Origin of the sequence: Klebsiella variicola (genome assembly GCF_000828055.2) — a bacterium.
GTDB lineage: Bacteria > Pseudomonadota > Gammaproteobacteria > Enterobacterales > Enterobacteriaceae > Klebsiella > Klebsiella variicola.
The window spans coordinates 2,162,189-2,187,522 of record NZ_CP010523.2; the positions used below are offsets into that span (position 1 = coordinate 2,162,189).

Sequence of the window (25,334 nt, forward strand, 5' to 3'; positions counted from 1 at the left end):
TGTTTACCGTTGTTGATTAAGCGGATTTCTTCGCTTTTTTCTCAGCTTTCACCGGAGCAGCGTCGGTTTTCGCAGCAGTTTCGCCTTCGACGAACTCGCGGCCGTAGTAGGTATCCAGCAGAATCTGTTTCAGTTCGGAGATCAGCGGGTAGCGCGGGTTAGCGCCGGTGCACTGGTCATCGAATGCATCTTCAGACAGCTTATCAACGTTAGCCAGGAAGTCAGCTTCCTGAACGCCAGCTTCGCGGATAGATTTCGGAATTCCCAGCTCAGCTTTGATGCTTTCCAGCCATGCCAGCAGTTTCTCGATCTTCGCTGCGGTGCGGTCGCCCGGTGCAGAGAGACCCAGGTGATCGGCGATTTCAGCGTAGCGACGACGAGCCTGCGGACGGTCGTACTGGCTGAACGCAGTCTGCTTGGTCGGGTTGTCATTCGCGTTGTAGCGAATAACGTTGCAGATCAGCAGGGCGTTGGCCAGACCGTGCGGAATATGGAACTGAGAGCCCAGTTTGTGCGCCATGGAGTGACACACGCCGAGGAAGGCGTTCGCAAACGCGATACCGGCGATAGTCGCAGCACTGTGTACGCGCTCACGGGCAACCGGGTTCTTGGAACCTTCGTGGTAGGAAGCCGGCAGGTACTCTTTCAGCAGTTTCAACGCCTGCAGAGCCTGGCCGTCAGAGAACTCAGAAGCCAGCACGGAAACGTAAGCTTCCAGGGCGTGAGTCACCGCATCCAGACCACCGAACGCACACAGCGATTTCGGCATATCCATCACCAGGTTGGCATCGACGATGGCCATATCTGGGGTCAGCGCGTAGTCTGCCAGCGGATATTTCTGACCAGTTGCGTCATCGGTCACTACGGCGAACGGCGTCACTTCAGAACCGGTACCGGAGGTGGTGGTGATGGCGACCATCTTGGCTTTGACGCCCATTTTCGGGAACTTGTAGATACGTTTACGGATATCCATAAAGCGCAGCGCCAGTTCTTCGAAGTGGGTTTCCGGATGTTCGTACATGACCCACATGATTTTCGCCGCATCCATCGGGGAACCGCCGCCCAGCGCGATGATGACGTCTGGTTTGAAGGAGTTCGCCAGATCGGCACCTTTACGTACGATGGTCAGGGTCGGGTCAGCTTCAACTTCGAAGAAGACTTCGGTTTCAACGCCCGCTGCTTTCAGTACGGAAGTGATCTGATCGGCATAGCCGTTGTTGAACAGGAAGCGGTCAGTCACGATCAGCGCGCGTTTGTGACCATCAGTAATCACTTCATCCAGTGCGATTGGCAGGGAGCCACGACGGAAGTAGATAGATTTCGGAAGTTTGTGCCACAACATGTTTTCAGCTCGCTTAGCAACGGTTTTCTTGTTGATCAGGTGTTTCGGACCAACGTTTTCAGAGATGGAGTTACCACCCCAGGAACCACAACCCAGAGTCAGGGAAGGCGCGAGTTTGAAGTTGTACAGGTCACCGATACCACCCTGAGAAGCCGGGGTGTTGATCAGGATACGTGCGGTTTTCATCATCTGGCCGAAGTAAGCCACGCGAGCCGGCTGGTTGTCCTGGTCGGTGTACAGGCAAGAGGTGTGACCGATACCGCCCATGGCAACCAGTTTTTCTGCTTTGGTGACCGCGTCTTCGAAATCTTTCGCACGATACATCGCCAGCGTCGGAGACAGTTTTTCGTGAGCAAACGGTTCACTTTCGTCAACGTTGGTCACTTCGCCAATCAGGATCTTAGTCGTAGCCGGAACGGTGAAGCCTGCGAGTTCCGCGATTTTTGCCGCTGGCTGACCAACGATAGCAGCGTTCAGCGCGCCATTTTTCAGGATGATGTCCTGAACCGCTTTCAGCTCTTTACCCTGCAGCAGATAGCCGCCGTGGCTGGCGAAACGTTCGCGAACCGCGTCATACACTGAATCAACGACGACAACAGACTGCTCAGAAGCACAGATAACGCCGTTATCGAAGGTTTTAGACATCAGAACGGAAGCAACAGCACGTTTGATATCAGCCGTTTCATCAATGACCACCGGGGTGTTACCGGCACCAACGCCGATAGCTGGTTTACCGGAGCTGTATGCCGCTTTCACCATACCTGGACCACCGGTCGCAAGGATCAGGTTGATGTCCGGGTGATGCATCAGCGCGTTAGACAGTTCTACGGACGGCTGATCGATCCAGCCGATCAGGTCTTTCGGCGCGCCAGCCGCGATGGCAGCCTGCAGTACGATATCAGCCGCTTTGTTGGTGGCTTCTTTTGCACGCGGGTGCGGAGAGAAAATGATGGCGTTACGTGTCTTCAGGCTGATGAGCGATTTGAAGATGGCTGTTGAAGTCGGGTTAGTTGTCGGTACGATACCGCAGATGATGCCGATCGGTTCAGCGATAGTGATGGTACCAAAGGTGTCGTCTTCTGACAGGACGCCACAGGTTTTTTCATCTTTATATGCGTTGTAAATGTATTCGGAAGCGAAGTGGTTTTTGATCACTTTGTCTTCAACGATGCCCATGCCGGATTCGGCAACGGCCATTTTAGCGAGAGGGATTCGAGCATCTGCAGCGGCCAGAGCGGCAGCGCGGAAGATTTTATCGACTTGTTCTTGAGTGAAACTGGCATATTCACGCTGGGCTTTCTTGACACGCTCAACAAGCGCGTTCAGTTCAGCGATATTAGTAACAGCCATAATGCTCTCCTGATAATGTTAAACTTTTTTAGTAAATCAGTCGCTCGATTCGACATTATAGACAGGCTGTTAACAGCTTGCATGTAAATGTTTATGTAGAAAAATCAGGACACTGTTTTACCGATTTACTAAAAAAGCTCTATTACTTTAACTTTCAGGTCATGCTGCCTTCCACTCTGTTGGTGTCATCAAGATTACTCACTTCTGAGTACAAAATACGTGATTTAGATCAAGTATTGGCGTGGCTGATACCTTTCAGCTGGCTGCTTTTTAACCGATTCGATCAAGTGTAATGGAAGGGTTTTGAAATTAAAAAAACGATTAGCATTAAAGCTACAAATAACTAACATTCGATACATATCACCGGGTTATGCATATTTATAATGAATATTGCATGCAAAAAGCGTATGTTTCGCGCAGTTATTTTATGCTGTTAATAGTCAACCGCCAATTTTGATGATGCTGCGGAGCCCATTGTGACTCAACCACTGTTCGATTTTGCTACCTATTTCAAGTTCTTCATTGGCTTATTTGCCCTGGTCAACCCGGTCGGCATCATTCCGGTGTTTATCAGTATGACCAGCTACCAACCGGCAGCGGTGCGCAACAAGACCAACCTGACCGCAAACCTGTCGGTGGCGATCATCCTCCTGACGTCGTTGTTTCTCGGCGATGGCATTCTGCAGATTTTTGGCATCTCGATTGATTCCTTCCGCATTGCCGGCGGCATCCTGGTGGTGACCATTGCGATGTCGATGATCAGCGGCAAGCTCGGCGAAGATAAGCAGAACAAGCAGGAGAAGTCGGAGACGGCGGTCCGGGAGAGCATCGGCGTCGTGCCTCTCGCGCTCCCCTTAATGGCCGGACCGGGGGCAATCAGTTCAACTATTGTCTGGGGCACCCGATATCATTCCTGGGTGCACCTGGTCGGGTTCTCACTGGCGATAGCGGTATTCGCTCTTTGCTGCTGGGGCATTTTCCGAATGGCGCCGTGGCTGGTTCGTCTGCTGGGACAGACGGGAATCAACGTCATCACCCGTATCATGGGGTTGCTGCTGATGGCCCTGGGGATCGAGTTTATCGTAACCGGTATTAAAGCGCTGTTCCCCGGACTGCTTAATTAGTGGAACACCATGCAAGCGTGGAGGCTTCACTTCGCGCTTGCGCGATTATTAGCAAAACCTATTAACCAGCGCGAGATCGGCTGTTGAGATAACGTTTTGCGATAATATCTTTAAATCCATATTTTTCATTAAGATATCTGTTTTTGTTCATTGTTTTCCCCTCACGCTCTTCCTGCCTGCGATGTTATTTTCTTCACATCATTCTCTGGCACTTGCTGTCGGATCATCGAAATGATATTAGTAATTTTAACAAGGCAGTAGATGAATGTGCTAAAAAGTAACCTGTTGTTAAATTTTTGTACAAAAAAGCATCTTTTAGCCGATACTCGATTCTCAACGCGATTAAAAAATCATATCACTATGATTAACAATGATATTTTTTTGTCGGTAGTCCGCGAAGATCTTGAGCATCGCGGGCAATATCGGCGATAAAAGAGAATCCGGTAACATATTTGCAAATTGCATTGGCGGAGGTGTTTACCTTTTGGTAATTTCCGCCGTTATCGTCTGCTGAATTATATGCGTAAATGAGAATTATTATTAATAATCTCACTGCGCCGGAACTGCCCTCCAGCGAGGGGGCAAAGAATCGACGTTAAGGCTGCCGTTCGAGCGGTCGTAATAAATAAGTCGGTGATAGCAATCTGCCAATCGCAAACGCTCCTGCGTTGGACAGATCCCCGCAAACGGGAAAAAAACAGGCTGGTTAAAAAACCAGTAATTATAATGACTGGAGTTACAACACAATGACCATCATCACTAAAAAACGTTTTATCGCCGCGGGAGTGCTATCCGCACTGCTTGCCGGCAATATGGCTATGGCAGCGGATGTCCCGGCCGGTGTGCAGTTGTCGGATAAGCAAACGCTGGTGCGAAATAGCGGCGCTGAGCCGCAATCGCTGGACCCGAATAAAATTGAAGGGGTACCCGAGGCCAATATTAGCCGCGACCTCTTCGAAGGCTTGCTGAATACTTCGCCGAAAGATGGCCACCCGATCCCTGGCGTAGCAGAGAGCTGGGATAATAAAGATTTTAAAGTCTGGACCTTCCATCTGCGTAAAGATGCGAAATGGTCTAACGGCGAGCCGGTTACTGCTCAGGACTTCGTCTACAGCTGGCAGCGTCTGGTGGATCCGAAAACCGCTTCTCCTTATGCCAGCTATCCGCAATATGGTCATATCGTTAACGTCGACGACATCATTGATGGCAAGAAAGCGCCGAGCGAACTGGGCGTAAAAGCCATTGACGACCACACGCTGGAAGTTACCCTCAGCGAGCCAGTCCCTTATTTTTATAAGCTGCTGGTTAACCCGGCGATGTCTCCTGTCTACAAACCGGCTATTGAAAAATTTGGCGAGAAATGGACACAGCCTGGCAACATCGTCACCAACGGGGCGTATACTCTGAAAGACTGGGTGGTCAACGAACGTATCGTGATGGAGCGCAACCCGCACTACTGGGATAATGCTAAAACCGTCATTAACACCGTTACCTGGCTGCCGACCTCTTCCGAAGTGACCTATGTTAACCGCTATCGCAGCGGTGAACTGGACATGACCTATAACCAGCTGCCGATCGAACTCTTCCAGAAGCTGAAAAAAGAGATCCCCAACGAGCTGCACGTCGACCCGTATCTGTGTACCTATTATTACGAAATCAACAACCAGAAAGCGCCGTTTACCGACGTACGCGTCCGTACCGCGCTGAAGCTGGGTCTGGATCGCGACATTATTGCTAATAAAGTGAAAGGACAGGGCGATCTGCCGGCCTACGGCTACACGCCGCCGTACACCGATGGCGCGAAGCTGAGCGAGCCGGAATGGTTTACGTGGTCGCAGGAAAAACGCAACGAAGAAGCGAAAAAACTGCTGGCCGAAGCCGGCTATACCGCGGATAAACCGTTGACCTTTAACCTGCTGTATAACACCTCCGATTTGCACAAGAAGCTGGCGATTGCCGCCGCCTCGCTGTGGCGTAAAAACCTGGGCATTGACGTGAAGCTGGTTAACCAGGAGTGGAAAACGTTCCTCGATACCCGTCACCAGGGCACCTATGACGTGGCACGCGCAGGCTGGTGCGCCGACTATAACGAGCCAACTTCCTTCCTGAATACCATGCTCTCTGACAGCTCAATGAACACTGCGCACTATAAGAGCCCGGCGTTCGACAAGATTATGGCTGAATCCGTAAAAGCGTCTGATGAAGCGCAGCGTACGGCAGCCTATGCGAAAGCGGAACAGCAGCTGGACAAAGACAGCGCGATCGTACCGGTCTATTACTACGTCAACGCCCGCCTGGTGAAACCGTGGGTTGGGGGCTATACCGGTAAAGACCCGATGGATAACGTCTATACCAAAGATCTCTACGTTATCAAACATTAATGGCAATACGTGGGGCGGGCCTGTGCTCGCTCCATCGTGTCTTATTTGAGAGCAGTGCAAAGGCACACGCCAGAAGGTACGGGCAATGTTAAAATTTATCTTACGTCGCTGTCTGGAAGCGATTCCGACGCTATTTATTCTTATTACCATCTCATTCTTCATGATGCGTCTGGCACCGGGAAGTCCTTTTACCGGGGAGCGCACCCTGCCGCCGGAAGTCATGGCGAATATTGAAGCAAAATACCATTTAAACGACCCTATCATGACGCAGTACTTCAATTATCTGAAGCAACTGGCGCATGGCGATTTTGGTCCCTCCTTTAAATACAAAGATTATTCGGTCAACGATCTGGTGGCCGCCAGCTTCCCGGTTTCAGCGAAACTGGGCTTCGCCGCCTTTTTACTCGCGGTGGTGATCGGCGTAGCCGCCGGGGTGATAGCCGCTCTGAAGCAAAACACCCGATGGGACTACGCGGTGATGGGGGTAGCCATGACCGGCGTGGTTATTCCGAGCTTTGTAGTGGCGCCGCTGCTGGTGATGATTTTTGCCATTACCCTGCACTGGCTGCCGGGCGGCGGCTGGAACGGCGGAGCGCTGAAATTTATGATCCTGCCGATGGTGGCGCTTTCCCTGGCCTATATCGCCAGTATCGCCCGTATCACCCGCGGCTCGATGATAGAAGTGTTGCACTCTAACTTTATCCGCACCGCGCGGGCAAAAGGGCTGCCGATGCGCCGCATTATTTTGCGCCATGCGCTGAAGCCGGCGCTGCTGCCGGTGCTCTCCTATATGGGGCCAGCTTTCGTGGGCATCATCACCGGCTCAATGGTCATTGAAACCATTTACGGCCTGCCGGGGATCGGCCAGCTGTTCGTTAACGGGGCGCTTAACCGCGACTACTCGCTGGTGCTGAGCCTGACGATCCTCGTTGGCGCCCTGACTATCCTGTTCAACGCCATCGTTGACGTGCTGTACGCCGTTATCGATCCGAAGATTCGCTACTGAAGCCGGAGTTCGCCATGATGTTAAGTAAGAAAAATAGCGAGGCGCTGGAAAACTTCAGTGAGAAGCTGGAAGTGGAGGGGCGTAGCCTCTGGCAGGATGCGCGTCGCCGCTTTATGCACAACCGCGCCGCGGTGACCAGCCTGATCATGCTGGTGCTTATTGCGCTGTTTGTCACCTTTGCGCCGATGGTGTCGTCGTTCTCCTACTTCGATACCGACTGGGGCATGATGTCCAATGCCCCGGATATGGCTTCAGGCCACTACTTCGGAACCGACTCCTCCGGGCGCGACCTGCTGGTGCGCGTGGCGATCGGCGGGCGTATTTCGCTAATGGTCGGGGTGGCAGCGGCGCTGGTGGCGGTGATCCTCGGCACGCTGTACGGTTCGCTTTCCGGTTATCTCGGCGGCAAAGTGGACTCGGTGATGATGCGTCTGCTGGAGATCCTCAACTCCTTCCCGTTTATGTTCTTCGTCATCCTGCTGGTGACCTTTTTTGGTCAGAATATCCTGCTGATCTTTGTTGCCATCGGCATGGTTTCCTGGCTGGATATGGCGCGTATCGTGCGCGGACAGACCTTGAGCCTGAAGCGTAAAGAGTTTATCGAAGCCGCGCAGGTCGGTGGGGTCTCCACGGCCAGCATCGTGCTGCGCCATATCGTCCCCAACGTACTGGGGGTGGTGGTAGTGTACGCCTCGCTGCTGGTCCCCAGCATGATCCTCTTCGAATCCTTCCTCAGCTTCCTCGGGCTGGGAACCCAGGAGCCGCTCAGCAGTTGGGGAGCATTGCTCAGCGATGGCGCCAACTCAATGGAAGTCTCGCCCTGGCTGCTGCTGTTCCCGGCGGGTTTCCTGGTGGTGACCCTGTTCTGTTTCAACTTTATCGGCGATGGTCTGCGTGATGCCCTCGACCCGAAAGACCGCTAAGGAGCGCTGCCATGACCATGATTGAAACGGCAAAGGCGCCGCAAGCGCAGAGTCACAGCGGCCTGCTGCTGGACGTGAAAGATCTCCGCGTCACCTTTAAAACGCCGGATGGCGATGTCACTGCCGTCAATGACCTGAACTTCACCCTGCAGGCGGGCGAGACGCTCGGCATTGTGGGCGAATCTGGCTCCGGTAAATCGCAAACCGCCTTCGCTCTGATGGGGCTGCTGGCGGCCAACGGCCGCATCGGAGGATCCGCCACCTTTAACGGTCGGCAGATCCTCAATTTGCCCGAGCGTGAACTGAACAAACTGCGCGCCGAGCAAATCTCGATGATTTTCCAGGATCCGATGACCTCTCTTAACCCGTATATGCGGGTGGGCGAGCAGTTAATGGAAGTCCTGATGTTGCATAAAGGACTGAGCAAAGCCGAAGCGTTTGAAGAGTCGGTGAAGATGCTCGATGCGGTAAAAATGCCGGAAGCGCGCAAGCGCATGAAGATGTTTCCGCACGAGTTTTCCGGCGGGATGCGCCAGCGCGTGATGATTGCCATGGCGCTGCTGTGTCGGCCGCGGCTGCTGATTGCGGATGAACCCACCACCGCGCTGGACGTCACCGTGCAGGCGCAGATCATGACGCTGTTGAATGAGCTTAAACGCGAATTCAATACGGCAATCATCATGATCACCCACGACCTCGGGGTGGTGGCCGGGATCTGCGATAAAGTGCTGGTGATGTACGCCGGGCGCACCATGGAGTACGGTCAGGCGCGCGATGTCTTCTATCAACCGTCACATCCATACTCTATTGGCCTGTTGAATGCAGTTCCTCGTCTGGATGCCGAGGGCGATGCGTTGTTAACCATCCCTGGCAACCCGCCAAACCTGCTGCGATTGCCGAAAGGCTGTCCATTCCAGCCGCGCTGCCCGCACGCCATGGAGCAGTGTAGCAGCGCACCGCCGCTGGAGTCGTTCGCGCCAGGCCGCCTGCGCGCCTGCTTTAAACCGGTGGGGGATCTGCTATGAACGCCGTAACTGAACAACGAAAAGTCCTGCTTGAAATTGCCGACCTGAAGGTGCACTTCGATATCAAAGATGGCAAGCAGTGGTTCTGGCAGCCGTCGAAAACGCTGAAAGCAGTGGATGGCGTGACGTTGCGCCTCTATGAGGGGGAAACCCTCGGTGTGGTAGGGGAGTCAGGCTGCGGCAAATCGACCTTCGCCCGCGCCATTATTGGCTTGGTGAAAGCGACCGATGGCAAAGTGGCCTGGCTTGGGAAAGATCTGCTGGGTATGAAGCAGGAAGAGTGGCGCGATGTGCGCAGCGATATCCAGATGATCTTCCAGGATCCGCTGGCCTCGCTGAATCCGCGCATGACCATCGGGGAGATTATCGCTGAACCGCTGCGCACCTATCATCCGAAGATGTCGCGTCAGGAAGTTCGTGATCGCGTCAAAGCGATGATGATGAAGGTCGGGTTGCTGCCTAATCTGATTAACCGCTATCCGCATGAGTTCTCCGGCGGTCAGTGCCAGCGTATCGGCATCGCGCGGGCGTTGATCCTTGAGCCGAAGCTGATTATCTGCGATGAGCCAGTATCTGCGCTTGACGTGTCGATTCAGGCTCAGGTGGTCAATCTGCTGCAGCAGCTGCAGCGTGAGATGGGGCTGTCGCTGATATTTATCGCCCACGATCTGGCGGTGGTTAAACATATCTCCGACCGCGTCCTGGTGATGTATCTGGGCCATGCGGTGGAGCTGGGCACCTACGACGAGGTGTATCATAATCCGCTGCATCCCTATACCAAAGCGCTGATGTCGGCGGTACCGATCCCCGATCCTGATCTCGAGAAAGCGAAAACTATTCAGTTGCTGGAGGGCGAATTACCCTCGCCAATTAACCCTCCGTCGGGCTGCGTGTTCCGCACCCGCTGCCCGCTCGCCGGGCCAGAGTGTGCGAAAACCCGCCCCGTACTGGAGGGCAGTTTCCGCCATGCGGTTTCCTGCCTTAAGGTAGACCCGTTATAATCTCAGGGGCTGACGCAGGTCAGCCCTTTTTTTTGCGAGGTTAACGAAGTGGGTATGCTTTCTGCCGCTCGTCTGCGGCTTTATCATTTACTTTTCGATCAGAACCGACGTTCCGGCCGCCGCTTCGAAGGGCTGTGCGGACTTTTCGCCTTGCTCAGCGTGCTGGTGATTTTTATCGAGTCGGGGCTGGGCACGCAATATCATCTGACATTAGATGAATGGCATGTTTTCGTCTGGCTGGAGCTGCTGGTGACCGCGGTTTTTACCGTGGAGTACCTGCTGCGTATCGCCACCTGGCCCAATCCGCTCCACTATATTTTTAGCTTTTGGGGACTGATTGACCTGGCGACGATTTTGCCTCTCTATGTGATGTGGCTGTGGCCGGAGATTAGTCTGAATTATGTCTTTGCCTGGCGAGCAATGCGAGCGATCCGCGCGCTGCGTATTCTCAAACTGTTGCGCTTTATGCCTTCGCTCAACGTGTTCTGGCGAGCAATCGTCAGTGCGCGTCACCAGCTGATTCTGTTCTATTCGTTTATCGCCATTGTGATGGTAATTTTCGGTTCGCTAATGTATTTGATCGAGGGGCCGGAGTACGGCTTTACAACGCTCAACGCCTCGGTCTATTGGGCCATCGTGACCATCACCACCGTTGGCTATGGCGATATCACCCCGCATACCCCACTGGGCCGCATTCTGGCGTCGATCCTCATCCTGATCGGCTACTCCATTATTGCGATACCGACCGGGCTTATCACTACCCATATGACCAGCGCCCTGAACCGTCGGCGTCAGCGTCGCCTGTGTCCGCAGTGCCAGCAGGGCGACCATGACGATAACGCCCGTTTTTGTCACGCCTGCGGCCATGCGTTGCCGAAATAAGCTGCCAGCATAAAAAAAGCCTGCCGGGTGAACCGCGGCAGGCTTTTCACTGAATAGTGAGCGTTATTCACGCCACAAAATATGACACAGCTTATGATCTTTTTCACGGCACAGCAGAACACGGGCGAAAATGTCATTAATTTCCCCGCCATCGGTATCCGCCAGGCCAATCACCACTTCGGCGAAGAAATCCGGATTCAGATCGTAATCCACATGCTCTTCCCAGTCTGCGGACGGGTCGAACAGTTCGGCGCCCCCGCGCTCTTCAAACTGCAGGTTAAACAGAATGATGTCCGCCGGGTCGAGGTTGTCGGCCGCCAGCTCGAGGAAGATATCGTAAGCCTGCTCAAGCGTTTCGTCTTCGGTCAGGCGGTTGTTTAAATCCATATCCATGATTGCTACTCATTCGGTATCTGATGGGCACGTTTTACAGCAACGGGCTGAAGAAGTAAAACAGTCGCTCGACGATCCGCTGCCAGAGCGGTCGTTTTAGCCAACGACGGGCGTCAAGCAGGCGCGAACGCGAGATATAGTCATCCTGGACCGCCGCCAGATCGCTGCCAAAACCGGCGTCATCAATGACCAGCGTAATCTCAAAATTGAGCCACAGGCTGCGCATATCCAGATTCACCGTCCCCACCAGGCTCAGTTCGCCATCCACCAGCACGCTCTTGGTATGCAACAATCCGCCTTCAAACTGATAAATTTTGACCCCGGCCGCCAGCAGCTCGGTGAAAAAGGCCCGGCTGGCCCAGCCCACCAGCAGTGAATCGTTCTTGCGCGGTAAAATAATACTCACGTCGACACCGCGCTGGGCGGCGGTACAGATTGCGTGCAGCAGGTCGTCGCTGGGCACGAAGTAAGGTGTCGTCATGATCAGATGCTCTTTCGCCGCGTAGGCGGCGGTGAGGAGCGCCTGATGGATCAGATCTTCCGGAAAGCCCGGGCCGGAGGCGATCGTGTGGATGGTATGCCCGCTGGCCTCTTCGAACGGCATGATATTGACGTCCGGTGGTGGCGGCAGAATGCGCTTTCCGGTTTCGATTTCCCAGTCGCAGGAGTAGACGATGCCCATCGAGGTCGCCACCGGGCCTTCCATCCGCGCCATCAGGTCAATCCACTGGCCGACACCCGAGTCCTGCTTAAAGTAGCGCGGATCGACCATATTCATGCTGCCGGTATAGGCAATATAGTTATCGATCATCACCATCTTGCGATGTTGACGCAAATCCATCCGGCGCAGGAACACACGCATCAGGTTAACTTTGAGGGCCTCGACGACTTCAATACCGGCGTTACGCATCATCGCCGCCCATGGGCTGCGGAAAAAGGCCACGCTGCCCGCAGAATCGAGCATTAGCCGACAGTGAACCCCACGACGCGCTGCGGCCATCAGCGATTCGGCGACGCTGTCGGCCATACCGCCTGGCTGCCAGATATAAAAGACCATCTCGATATTATGGCGGGCCAGTTGAATATCGCGGATCAGAGCCTGCATCACGTCGTCAGATTCCGTCAGCAGCTGCAGCTGGTTGCCTTTTACGCCACCAATGCCCTGACGCCGTTCACACAGCTTGAACAGGGATTCTGCCACCGGGCTGTTATCTTCCGCGAAGATATGTTTGCAGGCTTTGAGGTCGTTTAACCACTTGGCCGTCGAGGGCCACATCGCCCTGGCGCGTTCCGCCCGGCGTTTGCCGAGATGCAGTTCGCCAAAGGAGAGATAGGCGATAATCCCCACCAGCGGCAGGATATAAATGATCAGCAACCATGCCATGGCGGACGGGACAGCGCGGCGTTTCATTAGAATTCGTAATGTTACACCGGCGATCAACAGCCAGTACCCCAGAATGACCAGCCAGTTCACCACCGTGTAAAAGGTTGTCATAGATGTAAAATCCTTTTGAATGACGTTATGTGATGAGTTTACGCATCAGTATTTTTCTGGCAAATAAAAACGCAGCGAAAGCGGTAGTCAGTTGCTGGCAGAGGTTTATAATGGAGGCTGTTTTCACTCGTAGAGTCGTTGCAATGAAGCGTAGTAGAACGGAAGTAGGGCGCTGGCGCATGCTGAGACAGGTGAATCGCCGTAAAGCGCGCTGGCTGGAAGCCCAATCGCGCCGCAATATGCGGATCCTTGCTATCAGGAAGGGACTGGTGAAACGGCAGCGTCATGCTCTGCTGTTTGTCTTCCCCGACTGTTAAGTGAGCAGATTAACGGCACCGTGAGCGGTGCCGTTGTCGTTTTATTAGCCCTGCGCTGAATTATCGTTATCATTGCCATCTTGACATCATTATTTTGCTCGACTGCGGTGCAACGACAGTTTGCGCCTGGCTTGCTTTCACGTCTCATTAAAATAGGTATGTCACGTTATTCCGGGCGGTTTGTTTCAGGCAGAACCTATTCCTGCCGCCACAGCAATTAATTGCCATGCAGTATTTATTGTTACCCAGACAGGAGCGGCGCTGTCGAATGCATGCCCACACTGGCCAGCAGATGCAGCCTGAAGTAAGTTGAGAAGAATGATGAAACAGGCGCAGTCAGATCATGGCGCATGAGGCTAAGCGTGCCGCTCCTGGTCTTAAATAATCTGCGCCTGTTTGTTTGCCTTTCAGAACGGTTGTCTGGATAACGCGCCTGAATAAAATGCACGCTATTACGCGTGCATTACTTTATTTTGCATAGGCTTCAGTGGATAAAGTGATGGTCACGTTATCACTTACCGCGGGCACATACTTATCAAGCTTGAAGTCTGAACGTTTGATTACCCCTGTTGCATCAAATCCAATCGCCTCTTTTTTCACCATTGGATGCATGTCCTGCTTATTGAGGGTTGCATGCAGAACTACCGGTTTGGTGATGCCTTTAATGGTCAGGTTACCTTCGACATCATATTTATTGTCGCCCTTGCTTTCCACTTTGGTACTCCGGAAAGTGGCCTCGGGAAACGTTTTGACATCAAAGTATTCTTTGCCTAAAAATTCATCGGTTAACGCTTTGACATGCGTGTCAATGGTTTTTACCGGCAGAGTAACGCTAACAGAAGATTTTTCAGGGTTCTCTTTGTCAAAAGATAATTTCCCTGAAACATCAGAGATATAGGCGGTAGGGTTAGAGAAACCGAAATGATTCCAGGCAATCACCACCGACGTGTGCTGCGGATCCAGGTTATATTCCGTCGCCGCAGCTTGTGATACAGGGATATATAAGGCAAGCAGAGAAAGAAATACTGTTTTTTTCAGAACGTTCACAAAAAAGTCCTCAAAATGAGCAAGTACACAAAGGGTAGCTTAAAAAGAGGGAAGTCTTATTGAAAACATTTGTTATTCCCTTTCAAAATTTTTAATCAAGCACGAATAACCCTACAGTAACGCAGCGTGAACTTTACGCAAGGCAATTAATAGAAGTTAAAAAATGATCATCGGCAATTTTAACCTGACGGTGAGATTTTTATTGGGCCATGTCAGGATATTGTGTGTGGTTATATCATTGCGGGGCTATTTTCCCTGGGGAGAGAAATCACCGCGAGCCTGAATGCAGGAAGGTTGTTTAAGACCGGTTCAGTACCTTGCGAAAACCGGACATTAATCCCCGTTTATTCCATGGCTTAATATCGGCAGGGAGAAATTATCCGCATCAAATGCTTATCCAGTCAATGTAAAAAAAGAGCAATAACCATAAATTAGGCATTTATCCAATCTAATGTCGATGTGAAATGAATAAATGTCGATATATTATTCTGTGTTATTTATTTGTTGTAGTCATTTCTTTTTAATCCTTCCTGGCGTTTTTTTAGCTTTATCACAATAGTGTCGCGCAAAAAACAATCAATAAATAAATAAAATACAAGATCTTACATAACGGACTTACACAATTTATTAACAATTAAATATAATTCCCGACATCGATGTTTTATCGCCATTTTCTATCCCGGCATTATGCTTCATTTATGCCGTTTGGCTTACTGCGGGGAAAACATCGATAGTTAAATAAGAAATAGTTTTATTTCATGGTGTTATCAGGAGAGTTATTATGTCAAATACGAATCCCCGCTCATCCGGCTGGTTAGGCCTGTGGTGCCTGCTGGTCGGTGTGATACTGCTTGCGACAGGCCTGTTCTTTGTCATCGGCGGTTATAAACTGGTTTCCCTGGGGGGAAGCTGGTATTTCCTTATTGCCGGGGTTATTACCCTGCTCGCCGCGATTCAGTTTTTCCGCCGCAGGTCGTCCGCGGTGTGGCTGTTTGCTCTGGTATTCGTGGGTACCCTGATTTGGGCACTGTTTGATGCCGGCTTCGACTTCTGGCCGCTCGTTTCCCGTTTGATGGTACCCGCCGGGTTGATGCTGCTGGCGGCGGCCACCTGGCCTGCGCTACGTAAGCATGAAGGAAAGCCTTACAGCACCAAAGGGGCATGGGGGGTCTGCGTTGTTCTGGTTATCGCCATGGGCGTCACCTTTGTTCAGATGTTTCAGCCCCATCCCACAGTGGCGTTCAGCGGCGAGAAATTACCGCTGGTGCCGGTAAAAGAAGACGCTAAACAGCAAAACTGGGACCACTACGGCAATACTGCCGGCGGTAGCCGCTTTGTGGCGTTGGACCAGATCACGCGTGACAATGTAAAAAACCTGAAACCCGTCTGGACCTTCCATACTGGCGACACCCCGTTAAGCCCGGATGGCAATGGCGCAGAAGATCAGCAAACACCGCTGCAGGTAGGCGATCGTGTTTTCCTCTGTACCCCGCATAACAATGTGATCGCCGTCGATGCCGATAGTGGAAAAGAGATCTGGAGAGCGGAAATTAATGCGAAATCCGCCATCTGGATGCGCTGCCGAGGCCTGGCGTATTTTGATGCGACGAAGCCACTGACGCAGCCCACTGTGGCAGGCTCCACACCGATTCTGCCGGCACAGGTCGCGCCAGGTGCAGCATGCCAGCGTCGCATCCTGATGAATACGATTGATGACAGATTGATCGCCTTAGACGCAGATAACGGCCAATTCTGCCCGGACTTCGGGACGAACGGCAGCGTGAATCTGCGAGAAGGGATGGGCGCAGCGGCAGATCCAAGCTATGTGTTGACTTCAGCCCCGACGCTGGCTGGCACCACGGTGGTGGTTGGAGGCCGCGTGGCGGATAACGTCAGTACTGACATGCCTGGCGGCGTGGTGCGCGGTTATGACGTGATTACCGGCCAGCAGCGCTGGGCATTTGATCCGCGTAATCCGGATCCCAATCATGTTCTGCAACCGGGGGAACATTACAAACGCAGTTCCGCTAACTCCTGGGCGCCCATGTCATGGGATGCGTCGATGAATACCCTCTTTATTCCGATGGGGAGCTCCTCTGTTGACCTGTGGGGCGCGGACCGTATTCAGGGCGATCACAAATACGCCACTTCAATCCTGGCGCTGGATGCGACCACCGGGAAAGAGAAGTGGGTATACAAGACCGTGCGTAACGATCTGTGGGACTTCGATGTCCCGATGCAGCCAAGCCTGGTCGATTTCCCGACCAAAGAGGGCAACAAACCCGCCGTGGTGGTGGGGACCAAAGCGGGTCAAATCTATGTACTTGATCGCCTGACGGGTCAACCGCTTACCGAAGTGAAAGAGGTCCCGGTGAAACCGGCTGATATCCCAAATGAACAATATCCGGCGACGCAGCCGCGCTCTGTTGGGATGCCGCAGATTGGGGCGGAAACCCTGAAAGAATCTGATATGTGGGGGGCAACGCCGTTTGATCAGCTGGTCTGTCGTATCAGCTTCAAATCGATGCGTTATGACGGGCTGTACACCATGCCGGGGACCGATGTTTCCCTCAGCTTCCCGGGCTCTTTGGGAGGAATGAACTGGGGCAGCCTGTCTACCGATCCGAACAACCACTATATCTTCGTCAATGATATGCGTCTGGGTCTGTGGGTGCAGCTGATTAAGCAGGACCCACAAAGCGCGGTGGCCAACACCGGTGGTGAAGCGGTGAACGCCGGGATGGGGGCGGTCCCGATGAAAGGAACACCGTACTCGGTCAACAAAAACCGTTTCATGTCGCCGCTGGGGATCCCATGTCAGAAACCGCCGTTTGGTACGCTGTCCGCGATTGACCTGAAAACACAGAAAATCGTCTGGCAGGTGCCGGTCGGTACCGTCCAGGATACCGGTCCGTTTGGCATAAAAATGCGTGCTCAGATGCCGATCGGTATGCCGACGCTGGGTGGAACCCTGGCAACTCAGGGCGGCCTGGTGTTCATTGCCGGAACCCAGGACTACTACCTGCGCGCCTTCGATTCATCTACGGGTGAAGAAGTCTGGAAAGCCCGTCTTCCGGTAGGAAGCCAGGGGGGACCCATCAGCTATGTTTCGCCGAAGACCGGCAAACAATACATCCTGATTTCCGCCGGTGGAGCCCGCCAGTCGCCGGATCGCGGTGACTACGTGATTGCCTATGCGCTCGATAAGTAACAGATAATTGGATCAGCGATAACGATCAGAGGCCCCCGCCGGACAGCGGGGGCTTTTCATATTAATGCATGGATGGTGAGGCGTTGCGTTAGGCGACGATGTTGAGGCAGGAGAGGGGATCTGACCCTGTACAGGACATGTCAGTGAGAGAACAGCCAAACTTTTCGCGTGATGGAAAAGGGCGGCATTTTAATGTTGTGTACCAAAATGCGCCCTTTAATCTGATGGCCTGGTGTCTTTTTTATGGCTAACCAGAAAAATAGCAGGGAATATTTATCAAAACACTTTCTTATAAGGCTTAACAGAGACCTGGCGGTAGACGCCAGCCGCAATATACGGATCATCATTGGCCCAGGACTGCGCCGCTTCCAGCGACTCAAACTCGGCAATCACCGTTGAGCCGCTGAACCCTGCTGCGCCCGGTTCGTTGCTGTCAACGGCCGGCATTGGCCCGGCGGTAAGCAGCCGGCCTTCATCGTGTAAGAGTTGCAGACGCGCGAGATGCGCAGGGCGAACCGAGAGCCGCTTTTCCAGAGAATCGGCGATATCTTCAGCGTAGATAACGTAAAGCACGGCAAAGCTCCTTATCAATAATCAGGCGAATTACGTTAAGTTAAACCGCCCTGGACTGCAATGCAAAGATGCATACCGGTGTCGAATGCGCTGCCGACGCGGCTTTTTTCTGCAAATGGTGGCAAAAATTGACTCAGGTTAAGACGCCTTATTGAATATGATTGCTATTTGCATTTAAAATCGGAGCATCATTTTTCAACAGAAACGACTATGAGCGCAATGACCCTTGATTTACCTCGCCGCTTCCCGTGGCCAACGCTGCTGTCCGTGGCTATCCACGGTGCCGTTGTGGCGGGGCTGCTTTATACCTCGGTACATCAGGTTATTGAACAGCCTTCTCCGACGCAGCCGATTGAGATTACGATGGTCGCGCCGGCCGATCTTGAACCGCCCCCGGCGGCACAGCCAGTCGTGGAGCCCGTTGTCGAACCTGATCCTGAGCCGGAACCCGAGGTGGTGCCTGAACCGCCGAAAGAGGCGCCGGTGGTGATCCATAAACCGGAACCGAAGCCGAAGCCTAAACCCAAACCGAAACCCAAGCCGGAGAAAAAGGTTGAGCAGCCGAAGCGGGACGTGAAGCCGGCAGCAGAGCCGCGTCCGGCCTCGCCGTTTGAAAACAACAACACGACGCCAGCGCGCACCGCGCCAAGCACCTCGACCGCGGCCGCCAAACCCACCGTTACTGCCCCGAGCGGCCCGCGGGCGATCAGCCGTGTCCAGCCGACCTATCCGGCCCGCGCCCAGGCGCTGCGCATCGAAGGGACGGTACGGGTGAAGTTTGACGTGACGCCAGATGGCCGAATCGACAACCTACAGATCCTCTCTGCCCAGCCTGCCAATATGTTTGAGCGCGAAGTGAAAAGCGCGATGCGCAGATGGCGTTACGAGCAGGCAAGACCGGGAACCGGCGTGACGATGACTATCAAATTCCGTCTGAGTGGGGTCGAGATCAACTGATAATGCGTTGCGGCGGACCAGGGGTCCGCCGTGAGTCTTGTCTAACGCGTTTTTTCCGTCAATACATCGTCCAGCGCCTGCTGGACCGTCACCAGGTGCTGGCCACCAAACAAAATCGCCCGGTTCAGTAGGGTGTAAAGCTGATAGATGGGCTGGCGATCGAGAAAACCTGCTGGCAGCGGTGAAACGGACTGGTAGCCGTCATAGATCTGCGGCGGTTGTTCCGGGTGCATCGGCAGCATGGCTAAATCGCACTCGCGATCGCCCCAGTAGCAGGCCGGATCGAAGATATAGGGGCCATCTGGTCCTAAGGCGCAGTTACCGGACCACAGGTCACCATGGAGCAGTGAAGGTTGCGGCTGATGGTTGGCCAGCCGCTGCTGAACCACATCGACTAAGGTATCGATATCGCCAAAGTGCAGCCCCTTCTCCGCCGCCAGCTCCAGTTGCCAGCCGATACGCTGCTCGGCAAAGAACACCGACCAGCGACGCTGCCAGGCGTTGGGCTGCGGCGTGGTGGAAAGATCGTTGTCGAAATCCAGACCAAACTGCGGCTGATCGCTCCACTGATGCAGATGCGCTAACTGCTGGCCGAGCAGGAAGGCATTATGCGCATCCAGCGGACGGGGAGGGAGGTATTCCATGACCACAAAACTGTAGTCACGGTCGCTGCCGACCGCATAGACCTGCGGCACGCGAACGGTTTTGCTTCGCGACAGCAGTTCCAGCTGATCGGCCTCGGCGGTGAAGATGGGCAGAAGCTCACGTTCGTCGCATTTCACGAAGTAATCTTTCCCGCCGAAGCGTAAATGCCAGGCCGAATGGATTTCCCCACCGGGCAGCTCGGTTTTCAGTTCGATTTCAGCGTTTTCGGAATGCCAATCGCGTAAAAGTGTACTGATTGCTTGCCACATGCTGTCTCTCCCCATGTTTTCCACCATATCATAAGGTTAGCGCACTGCTACCGGGTAAACCTGGAACTGACGCACAACTGACGCTTTCCGTTGCGTTAAACGCACTTATTGAGCTTTTAACCACTCGGCGAATGTGCTGACCGTAATCTCTGCCGGGCGGCCCAGAGCCGATTCCGCCAGCCCTGCGCTGAGGGCCTTAACTTCATCAGCATCCTGGGCGCTGAGCAGGCCAAAGGTGTTGGTCCCCAGCTCATGGGGATTGCCGTCTTCATCATTGAGCGTCAGTACGAACCCGGCGCGGGTAAAGTGGTTGCTGACCTCGTTGATCTCCGTCAGCGCCTGTTCGTGAAAGGTGACGCTGACGACCCAGGCGGTTATCTCATTGCTCATCTCTACACCCCATTGTTATCCATAGCCTTTCCAGCATAGACCATCCAGCCAATATCGTGGCTCCCTCCGCCAGCGCGGAGGGGCAGGGAAGATCAGCGACCGCAGAGATAATCGTAGATTTTTTGCGTATTGGCCTGCGAGCAGAGACGGGTGCCCTGATTGATTGTCGCGGCGCTACCGGCAGCGACGCCAAAGCGAACCATATCTTCCAGCCCGGCGTTTTCCGCCAGACGCAGGGTCATGGCGCCCACCATGCTGTCGCCGGCGCCGACGGTGCTCTGGCTTTTCATCGGAGGCGGCACCACCTGAACGCTGCCGCTGGCGTCAACGCCTAACGCCCCCTGCGGCCCGAGCGAAACCACCACCCGGCGTACTTTACCGGACTGGATCAACGACTGGGCGGCAAGGCGTACGTCATCGGGTTGGCTCAGATCGCGCTGTACGAGGGCGCTGAGCTCTTTCTGGTTCGGCTTCACCAGCTCAATATTGCCGACGTCCAACGCCGCAGCCAGCGCGTCGCCGGAACTGTCGATAATGCAGCGCAGTCCCTGCTGTTGCGCATTTTTCACCAGTTGCATCAGGTTTTCGACGCTGATACCTGGCGGCAGGCTGCCGCTTACCACCAGCAGTGAGCCGGGTTCGATAGTCAGGACTTTCTCTTCCAGCCGACGGAACTCATCATCCGTCAACGCTGCGCCGGGCATGACAAAACGATATTGTTCGCCGCTGGCGGCCACGTGAACGTGCAGGTTTTGCCGCGTCCAGTCGCGGGTTTCGACGGTCTCGACCGGCACCTGCTCATCGGCCAGCAGGGCTGCTAAGTGCTCGCCGGTGGCGCCGCCAACCGGGAAAATGGCGGTGGCTTTGCCGCCAAGAAAGGTCACGGCACGGGCAACGTTGATCCCGCCGCCGCCGGGCTCAAATACTGGCGCGCTGCAGCGGAGTTTACCTTCGGGATAAATCTGTGGGGTCTGCGTGGCGCTATCCAGCGAGGGGGCCAGCGTTAACGTATAAATTTTGGTCATTCCTTCTCCTCCTTAATACGGCGACTGTGCTTTATTTAAGCATGGCACGATGGCTCCGGGAGGGAAAGTGATGTTCCTGAGAGATTTGCAAAGAAGCCTGTATTTTCATTATGAAATAAAGATTGTTTCCGGAGCTGTCTTATTCAAAAAACGAAAGAGTAAGTGATTGCTATGTTATTCGTGCTTTTTTATAATTTGCTACCTTTCTTAGGACCTGCACACCGCGATCCTCGCGAAAGTTTCCGGGACCCTCAGGTCTCTTTTATGTTGTACGGACGCTAAATTCAATGAGCGGGCAGGTTGTGTCTGTTCATCATTTGTACTGTCCTAAAAAATGTATTTTAGAGAGTTATAATGAAGCTTTTAAAGACAGTACCCGCAGCGGTTATGCTGGCGGGGGGGCTTTTTGCGTCTGTTGGCGCAATGGCCGATGATTCTGTATTTACCGTCATGGATGACCCTTCCGCTGCTAAAAAACCTTTCGAAGGTGTGGTTAACGCAGGCTACCTGGCGCAGTCCGGCAACACCAAAAACTCCTCGATGACGGCAGATTCCACCTTGACCTGGTATGGTAATACCACCGCCTGGTCGCTGTGGGGGAATGCCAGCAACACCTCTTCCAACGATGAGCGATCCTCAGAAAAATATGCAGTCGGTGGGCGTAGCCGCTACAACCTGACCGATATGAACTATATCTTTGGTCAGGGCAGCTGGCTGACCGACCGCTATAATGGCTATCAGCAGCGTGATGTCCTGACGGCGGGTTATGGTCGTCAGATCCTCAACGGTCCGGTGCACAGCCTGCGGTTTGAATTCGGTCCTGGCGTTCGCTATGACGAGTTTACCGATGGAGAAACCGATACTCAGCCGCTGGGTTACGCCTCCGGCACCTGGGCCTGGCAGATGACCGATAACGCCAAATTTACGCAAGGGGTCTCGGTGTTTGGCGCTGAGGACACCACCGTCAACTCTGAGAGCGCGTTAAACGTGGCGATTAACGCCCATTTCGCGCTGAAGGTCGCCTACAACGTGACCTGGAACTCGGCACCGCCTTCCTCTGCGCCGGAGCATACCGATCGCCGGACATCGCTGTCCCTTGGGTATAAAATGTAATATTTTCAGGCCGGGTTTCCCCGGCCTGTTCGTTTTAAATTTAGCAATGAGTGCCATTATTTTTTCTGGCCTTTCGTTTTAGTTTTTATAAAAAGAAATAGCCCTCCATCTTTTCTCCATTATTCCCGGTTTGTTGACAAATATTCATTCTATTTGACACGAAAAGCTAAATATTCGACGGACAAATATGTGATCTGGATCTATAATGATATGCACTGTCCGGGCGGAGAAATCGCGCGGTCTGTCTTCCGTAATAAGAGAATGAATATCATGAAAAACACTTCATTTACCATCGCAGCCCTGGCGCTGTGCGTGCTTTCTTTTGGCGCATCCGCTGCCACGCCCGTTCCGCCATCAGGCAACCAGGACCATACTCAGGTTGGCATCGCCAAAGCGACTGACGTTGAGGCTGGCTCGAATATCGCCCCCGGTTCCCGAACTACCGGACAATCCATGAGCGATGCCTTTAATGTGCATACGCTGGTGGCCGGCGAGTGGTCATAATATACCAGACCTTTATTTCGTCATACGTCAATTAAGCCGGGTGGAGCGGTACCGGTTTAACGCGCTGTGTTAAAGATTAAGTATGCAATATCATTGCGTCTCTACTATCACGTCCGAATAATATTATCCGGCTTTGCCGGGGATTATTCTCGCCTGCAGTAGCAGGATATTCGTCTTTTTATCTCAATCTCTCTTGTTTTCTCCACATTCCGCCATCATTTATACGCTTGCGGCTTTAATCACGTACCAATGATGTGTAAACTACTCCCCGGTGTTATCAGCAGGCGGTGGCAGGCGGGAACGGTCTATCCGGTCGTCCTCCTATTTTCGCAGAGTGAAGCGGGAACTGCGCCTTAACCTGATGATAATTATGATTATATAGTTTTGTATGTGCTCTTTCGTGTGGGGCACCACTGCAAATAAGGACATAAAATGCCTGTAATTACGCTTCCTGATGGCAGTCAACGCCATTTTGACCACGCTGTTAGCCCCATGGATGTTGCGCTGGATATCGGTCCAGGCCTGGCGAAAGCCACCATTGCCGGGCGGGTAAACGGTGAACTGGTAGACGCCTGCGACCCGATCGAAACCGATTCCACTCTCTCTATTATCACTGCGAAAGATGAAGAAGGGCTGGAGATCATTCGTCACTCCTGTGCGCACCTGTTAGGCCATGCCATTAAACAGCTGTGGCCCAACACCAAAATGGCTATCGGTCCGGTTGTTGATAATGGCTTCTACTATGACGTAGACCTCGACCACACCCTGACTCAGGAAGATATCGACGCGCTCGAAAAACGTATGCATGAGCTCGCCGAGAAAAACTACGATGTCATCAAGAAGAAAGTCAGCTGGCACGAAGCGCGTGAAACCTTCGTGAAGCGCGGCGAAACCTATAAAGTTTCTATTCTTGACGAAAACATTGCTCATGATGATAAGCCGGGTCTGTATCATCATGAAGAATATATCGATATGTGCCGCGGCCCGCACGTACCGAATATGCGCTTCTGTCATCACTTCAAGCTGATGAAAACCGCCGGTGCCTACTGGCGCGGCGACAGCAACAATAAAATGTTGCAGCGTATCTACGGTACCGCGTGGGCAGATAAAAAAGCGCTGAATGCCTATCTGCAGCGTCTTGAAGAAGCCGCCAAGCGTGACCACCGTAAAATTGGCAAGCAGCTTGACCTGTATCATATGCAGGAAGAGGCGCCGGGGATGGTGTTCTGGCACAACGACGGCTGGACTATCTTCCGTGAACTGGAAACCTTTGTTCGTTCTAAACTGAAAGAGTACCAGTATCAGGAAGTCAAAGGTCCGTTCATGATGGACCGTGTGCTGTGGGAAAAAACCGGCCACTGGGACAACTACAAAGATGCGATGTTCACCACCTCTTCTGAGAACCGTGAATACTGCATCAAGCCGATGAACTGCCCGGGCCACGTGCAGATCTTCAACCAGGGATTGAAATCCTACCGCGATCTGCCGCTGCGTATGGCGGAATTCGGTAGCTGCCACCGTAACGAACCGTCTGGCGCGCTGCACGGTCTGATGCGCGTTCGCGGCTTTACCCAGGATGATGCGCATATCTTCTGTACTGAAGATCAGGTTCGCGATGAAGTGAACGCCTGTATTCGTATGGTCTACGATATGTACAGCACCTTTGGCTTCGAGAAGATCGTCGTCAAACTGTCAACTCGCCCGGAAAAACGTATCGGTAGCGATGAGACCTGGGATCGCGCGGAAGCGGATCTGGCGGTGGCGCTGGAAGAAAATAACATCCCATTTGAGTATCAACTGGGCGAAGGGGCGTTCTACGGCCCGAAAATTGAATTTACCCTGTATGACTGCCTCGATCGCGCATGGCAGTGCGGAACGGTACAGCTGGACTTCTCTCTGCCGCAGCGTTTAAGCGCTTCTTATGTGGGCGAAAATAACGAGCGTCAGGTACCGGTCATGATTCACCGTGCGATTCTCGGTTCCCTGGAGCGCTTCATTGGCATCCTGACCGAAGAGTTCGCTGGCTTCTTCCCAACCTGGATTGCACCAGTGCAGGTAGTGGTCATGAATATTACCGATTCTCAGGCTGAATACGTTAACGAATTGACGCGTAAACTACAAAATGCGGGCATTCGTGTAAAAGCAGACTTGAGAAATGAGAAGATTGGCTTTAAAATCCGCGAGCACACTTTACGTCGTGTCCCGTATATGTTGGTCTGTGGCGACAAAGAAGTCGAAGCCGGCAAAGTGGCCGTGCGCACCCGTCGCGGGAAAGACCTCGGCAGCATGGACGTAAGTGAAGTGATTGAGAAGCTGCAACAAGAGATTCGCAGCCGCAGTCTTCAACAACTGGAGGAATAA

General features: G+C 53.3%; 22 protein-coding genes. 14 read left to right on the plus strand and 8 right to left on the minus strand.

Annotated elements, in window-relative coordinates:
• Positions 1-16: 16 nt before the first annotated feature.
• On the minus strand, positions 17-2,692 hold the full coding sequence (gene adhE, locus SP68_RS10110; protein WP_008804411.1) for a bifunctional acetaldehyde-CoA/alcohol dehydrogenase: 2,676 nt from the start codon (positions 2,690-2,692) through the stop codon (positions 17-19).
• A gap of 77 nt (positions 2,693-2,769) precedes the next feature.
• Here adhE and SP68_RS26355 point away from each other — a divergent pair, with 77 nt between their 5' ends.
• The 8 genes from SP68_RS26355 (at position 2,770) to SP68_RS10145 (ending at position 11,034) form a co-directional block, all read left to right on the plus strand.
• Complete coding sequence (locus tag SP68_RS26355) at positions 2,770-2,985, plus strand: hypothetical protein (RefSeq protein ID WP_012541357.1); 216 nt, start codon at positions 2,770-2,772, stop codon at positions 2,983-2,985.
• A gap of 183 nt (positions 2,986-3,168) precedes the next feature.
• Positions 3,169-3,816: a YchE family NAAT transporter gene (locus SP68_RS10115; protein WP_008804412.1), complete on the plus strand. Its 648-nt coding sequence runs from the start codon at positions 3,169-3,171 to the stop codon at positions 3,814-3,816.
• A gap of 746 nt (positions 3,817-4,562) precedes the next feature.
• The gene (oppA, locus tag SP68_RS10120) at positions 4,563-6,197 is read left to right on the plus strand and encodes an oligopeptide ABC transporter substrate-binding protein OppA (RefSeq protein WP_022065327.1); all 1,635 of its coding nucleotides are present in this window, start codon (positions 4,563-4,565) and stop codon (positions 6,195-6,197) included.
• Between the two features lie 85 nt (positions 6,198-6,282).
• Positions 6,283-7,203 (plus strand): oligopeptide ABC transporter permease OppB, encoded by a 921-nt coding sequence (gene oppB, locus SP68_RS10125; protein ID WP_002910089.1) that lies wholly within the window; start codon positions 6,283-6,285, stop codon positions 7,201-7,203.
• Between the two features lie 14 nt (positions 7,204-7,217).
• The gene (gene oppC / locus SP68_RS10130) at positions 7,218-8,126 is read left to right on the plus strand and encodes an oligopeptide ABC transporter permease OppC (protein ID WP_004145396.1); all 909 of its coding nucleotides are present in this window, start codon (positions 7,218-7,220) and stop codon (positions 8,124-8,126) included.
• Between the two features lie 11 nt (positions 8,127-8,137).
• The gene (oppD, locus tag SP68_RS10135; protein WP_004151853.1) at positions 8,138-9,151 is read left to right on the plus strand and encodes an ABC transporter ATP-binding protein; all 1,014 of its coding nucleotides are present in this window, start codon (positions 8,138-8,140) and stop codon (positions 9,149-9,151) included.
• A complete protein-coding gene (oppF, locus tag SP68_RS10140; protein WP_008804414.1) occupies positions 9,148-10,152 on the plus strand; it encodes a murein tripeptide/oligopeptide ABC transporter ATP-binding protein OppF in 1,005 nt (334 codons plus the stop codon). The genes oppD and oppF overlap by 4 nt, the downstream gene beginning before the upstream one ends.
• 54 nt (positions 10,153-10,206) lie before the next feature.
• Positions 10,207-11,034, plus strand: a complete 828-nt coding sequence (locus tag SP68_RS10145; RefSeq protein WP_032730668.1) for an ion transporter — start codon at positions 10,207-10,209, stop codon at positions 11,032-11,034.
• Between the two features lie 63 nt (positions 11,035-11,097).
• On the opposite strand, the gene SP68_RS10150 is transcribed toward SP68_RS10145, so the two are convergent.
• On the minus strand, positions 11,098-11,427 hold the full coding sequence (locus SP68_RS10150; protein ID WP_002910079.1) for an HI1450 family dsDNA-mimic protein: 330 nt from the start codon (positions 11,425-11,427) through the stop codon (positions 11,098-11,100).
• Between the two features lie 34 nt (positions 11,428-11,461).
• Complete coding sequence (gene cls, locus SP68_RS10155) at positions 11,462-12,922, minus strand: cardiolipin synthase (protein WP_008804416.1); 1,461 nt, start codon at positions 12,920-12,922, stop codon at positions 11,462-11,464.
• A 143-nt stretch (positions 12,923-13,065) separates the two neighbouring features.
• Between cls and SP68_RS27790 the strand changes: the two genes are divergently transcribed.
• Positions 13,066-13,239: a YciY family protein gene (locus SP68_RS27790; RefSeq protein WP_123235798.1), complete on the plus strand. Its 174-nt coding sequence runs from the start codon at positions 13,066-13,068 to the stop codon at positions 13,237-13,239.
• A 468-nt stretch (positions 13,240-13,707) separates the two neighbouring features.
• On the opposite strand, the gene SP68_RS10165 is transcribed toward SP68_RS27790, so the two are convergent.
• A complete protein-coding gene (locus SP68_RS10165; protein WP_016161315.1) occupies positions 13,708-14,286 on the minus strand; it encodes a YceI family protein in 579 nt (192 codons plus the stop codon).
• Positions 14,287-15,067: 781 nt separating this feature from the next.
• Here SP68_RS10165 and SP68_RS10170 point away from each other — a divergent pair.
• Positions 15,068-17,497, plus strand: a complete 2,430-nt coding sequence (locus SP68_RS10170; protein ID WP_012967823.1) for a glucose/quinate/shikimate family membrane-bound PQQ-dependent dehydrogenase — start codon at positions 15,068-15,070, stop codon at positions 17,495-17,497.
• A gap of 276 nt (positions 17,498-17,773) precedes the next feature.
• Here SP68_RS10170 and SP68_RS10175 read toward each other — a convergent pair whose 3' ends face one another.
• Positions 17,774-18,070 carry a YciI family protein gene (locus SP68_RS10175; protein WP_008804420.1) on the minus strand — a complete coding sequence of 99 codons (297 nt, stop codon included), beginning with the start codon at positions 18,068-18,070 and terminating at the stop codon, positions 17,774-17,776.
• A 210-nt stretch (positions 18,071-18,280) separates the two neighbouring features.
• On the opposite strand from SP68_RS10175, the gene tonB reads away from it, so the two are divergent.
• Positions 18,281-19,027 carry a TonB system transport protein TonB gene (gene tonB, locus SP68_RS10180; RefSeq protein ID WP_022065331.1) on the plus strand — a complete coding sequence of 249 codons (747 nt, stop codon included), beginning with the start codon at positions 18,281-18,283 and terminating at the stop codon, positions 19,025-19,027.
• A gap of 41 nt (positions 19,028-19,068) precedes the next feature.
• Here the strand turns inward: tonB and SP68_RS10185 are convergent, their stop codons facing one another.
• From SP68_RS10185 to pfkB, 3 genes are all read right to left on the minus strand, one after another.
• Positions 19,069-19,941, minus strand: a complete 873-nt coding sequence (locus tag SP68_RS10185; protein WP_012541366.1) for a fructosamine kinase family protein — start codon at positions 19,939-19,941, stop codon at positions 19,069-19,071.
• Between the two features lie 105 nt (positions 19,942-20,046).
• A complete protein-coding gene (ghoS, locus tag SP68_RS10190; protein WP_008804429.1) occupies positions 20,047-20,331 on the minus strand; it encodes a type V toxin-antitoxin system endoribonuclease antitoxin GhoS in 285 nt (94 codons plus the stop codon).
• A 92-nt stretch (positions 20,332-20,423) separates the two neighbouring features.
• Positions 20,424-21,356 carry a 6-phosphofructokinase II gene (pfkB, locus tag SP68_RS10195; RefSeq protein ID WP_008804430.1) on the minus strand — a complete coding sequence of 311 codons (933 nt, stop codon included), beginning with the start codon at positions 21,354-21,356 and terminating at the stop codon, positions 20,424-20,426.
• Between the two features lie 354 nt (positions 21,357-21,710).
• On the opposite strand from pfkB, the gene SP68_RS10200 reads away from it, so the two are divergent.
• The 3 genes from SP68_RS10200 (at position 21,711) to thrS (ending at position 25,334) form a co-directional block, all read left to right on the plus strand.
• The gene (locus SP68_RS10200; protein ID WP_008804431.1) at positions 21,711-22,469 is read left to right on the plus strand and encodes a DUF481 domain-containing protein; all 759 of its coding nucleotides are present in this window, start codon (positions 21,711-21,713) and stop codon (positions 22,467-22,469) included.
• Between the two features lie 270 nt (positions 22,470-22,739).
• Positions 22,740-22,973, plus strand: a complete 234-nt coding sequence (locus SP68_RS10205) for a YdgH/BhsA/McbA family protein (RefSeq protein ID WP_012541368.1) — start codon at positions 22,740-22,742, stop codon at positions 22,971-22,973.
• 432 nt (positions 22,974-23,405) lie between these two features.
• Complete coding sequence (thrS, locus tag SP68_RS10210) at positions 23,406-25,334, plus strand: threonine--tRNA ligase (RefSeq protein ID WP_008804433.1); 1,929 nt, start codon at positions 23,406-23,408, stop codon at positions 25,332-25,334.

Coding starts and splice junctions, on each gene's coding strand:
- SP68_RS10185 (WP_012541366.1), bottom strand. CDS start 19,941: ATGTGGCAAGCAATCAGTACACTTTTACGCGATTGGCATTCCGAAAAC.
- oppB (WP_002910089.1), top strand. CDS start 6,283: ATGTTAAAATTTATCTTACGTCGCTGTCTGGAAGCGATTCCGACGCTA.
- tonB (WP_022065331.1), top strand. CDS start 18,281: ATGAGCGCAATGACCCTTGATTTACCTCGCCGCTTCCCGTGGCCAACG.
- SP68_RS10150 (WP_002910079.1), bottom strand. CDS start 11,427: ATGGATATGGATTTAAACAACCGCCTGACCGAAGACGAAACGCTTGAG.
- SP68_RS10170 (WP_012967823.1), top strand. CDS start 15,068: ATGTCAAATACGAATCCCCGCTCATCCGGCTGGTTAGGCCTGTGGTGC.
- SP68_RS10200 (WP_008804431.1), top strand. CDS start 21,711: ATGAAGCTTTTAAAGACAGTACCCGCAGCGGTTATGCTGGCGGGGGGG.
- ghoS (WP_008804429.1), bottom strand. CDS start 20,331: ATGAGCAATGAGATAACCGCCTGGGTCGTCAGCGTCACCTTTCACGAA.
- oppA (WP_022065327.1), top strand. CDS start 4,563: ATGACCATCATCACTAAAAAACGTTTTATCGCCGCGGGAGTGCTATCC.
- adhE (WP_008804411.1), bottom strand. CDS start 2,692: ATGGCTGTTACTAATATCGCTGAACTGAACGCGCTTGTTGAGCGTGTC.
- oppF (WP_008804414.1), top strand. CDS start 9,148: ATGAACGCCGTAACTGAACAACGAAAAGTCCTGCTTGAAATTGCCGAC.
- SP68_RS27790 (WP_123235798.1), top strand. CDS start 13,066: ATGAAGCGTAGTAGAACGGAAGTAGGGCGCTGGCGCATGCTGAGACAG.
- oppD (WP_004151853.1), top strand. CDS start 8,138: ATGACCATGATTGAAACGGCAAAGGCGCCGCAAGCGCAGAGTCACAGC.
- SP68_RS10145 (WP_032730668.1), top strand. CDS start 10,207: ATGCTTTCTGCCGCTCGTCTGCGGCTTTATCATTTACTTTTCGATCAG.
- SP68_RS10205 (WP_012541368.1), top strand. CDS start 22,740: ATGAAAAACACTTCATTTACCATCGCAGCCCTGGCGCTGTGCGTGCTT.
- cls (WP_008804416.1), bottom strand. CDS start 12,922: ATGACAACCTTTTACACGGTGGTGAACTGGCTGGTCATTCTGGGGTAC.
- oppC (WP_004145396.1), top strand. CDS start 7,218: ATGATGTTAAGTAAGAAAAATAGCGAGGCGCTGGAAAACTTCAGTGAG.
- pfkB (WP_008804430.1), bottom strand. CDS start 21,356: ATGACCAAAATTTATACGTTAACGCTGGCCCCCTCGCTGGATAGCGCC.
- thrS (WP_008804433.1), top strand. CDS start 23,406: ATGCCTGTAATTACGCTTCCTGATGGCAGTCAACGCCATTTTGACCAC.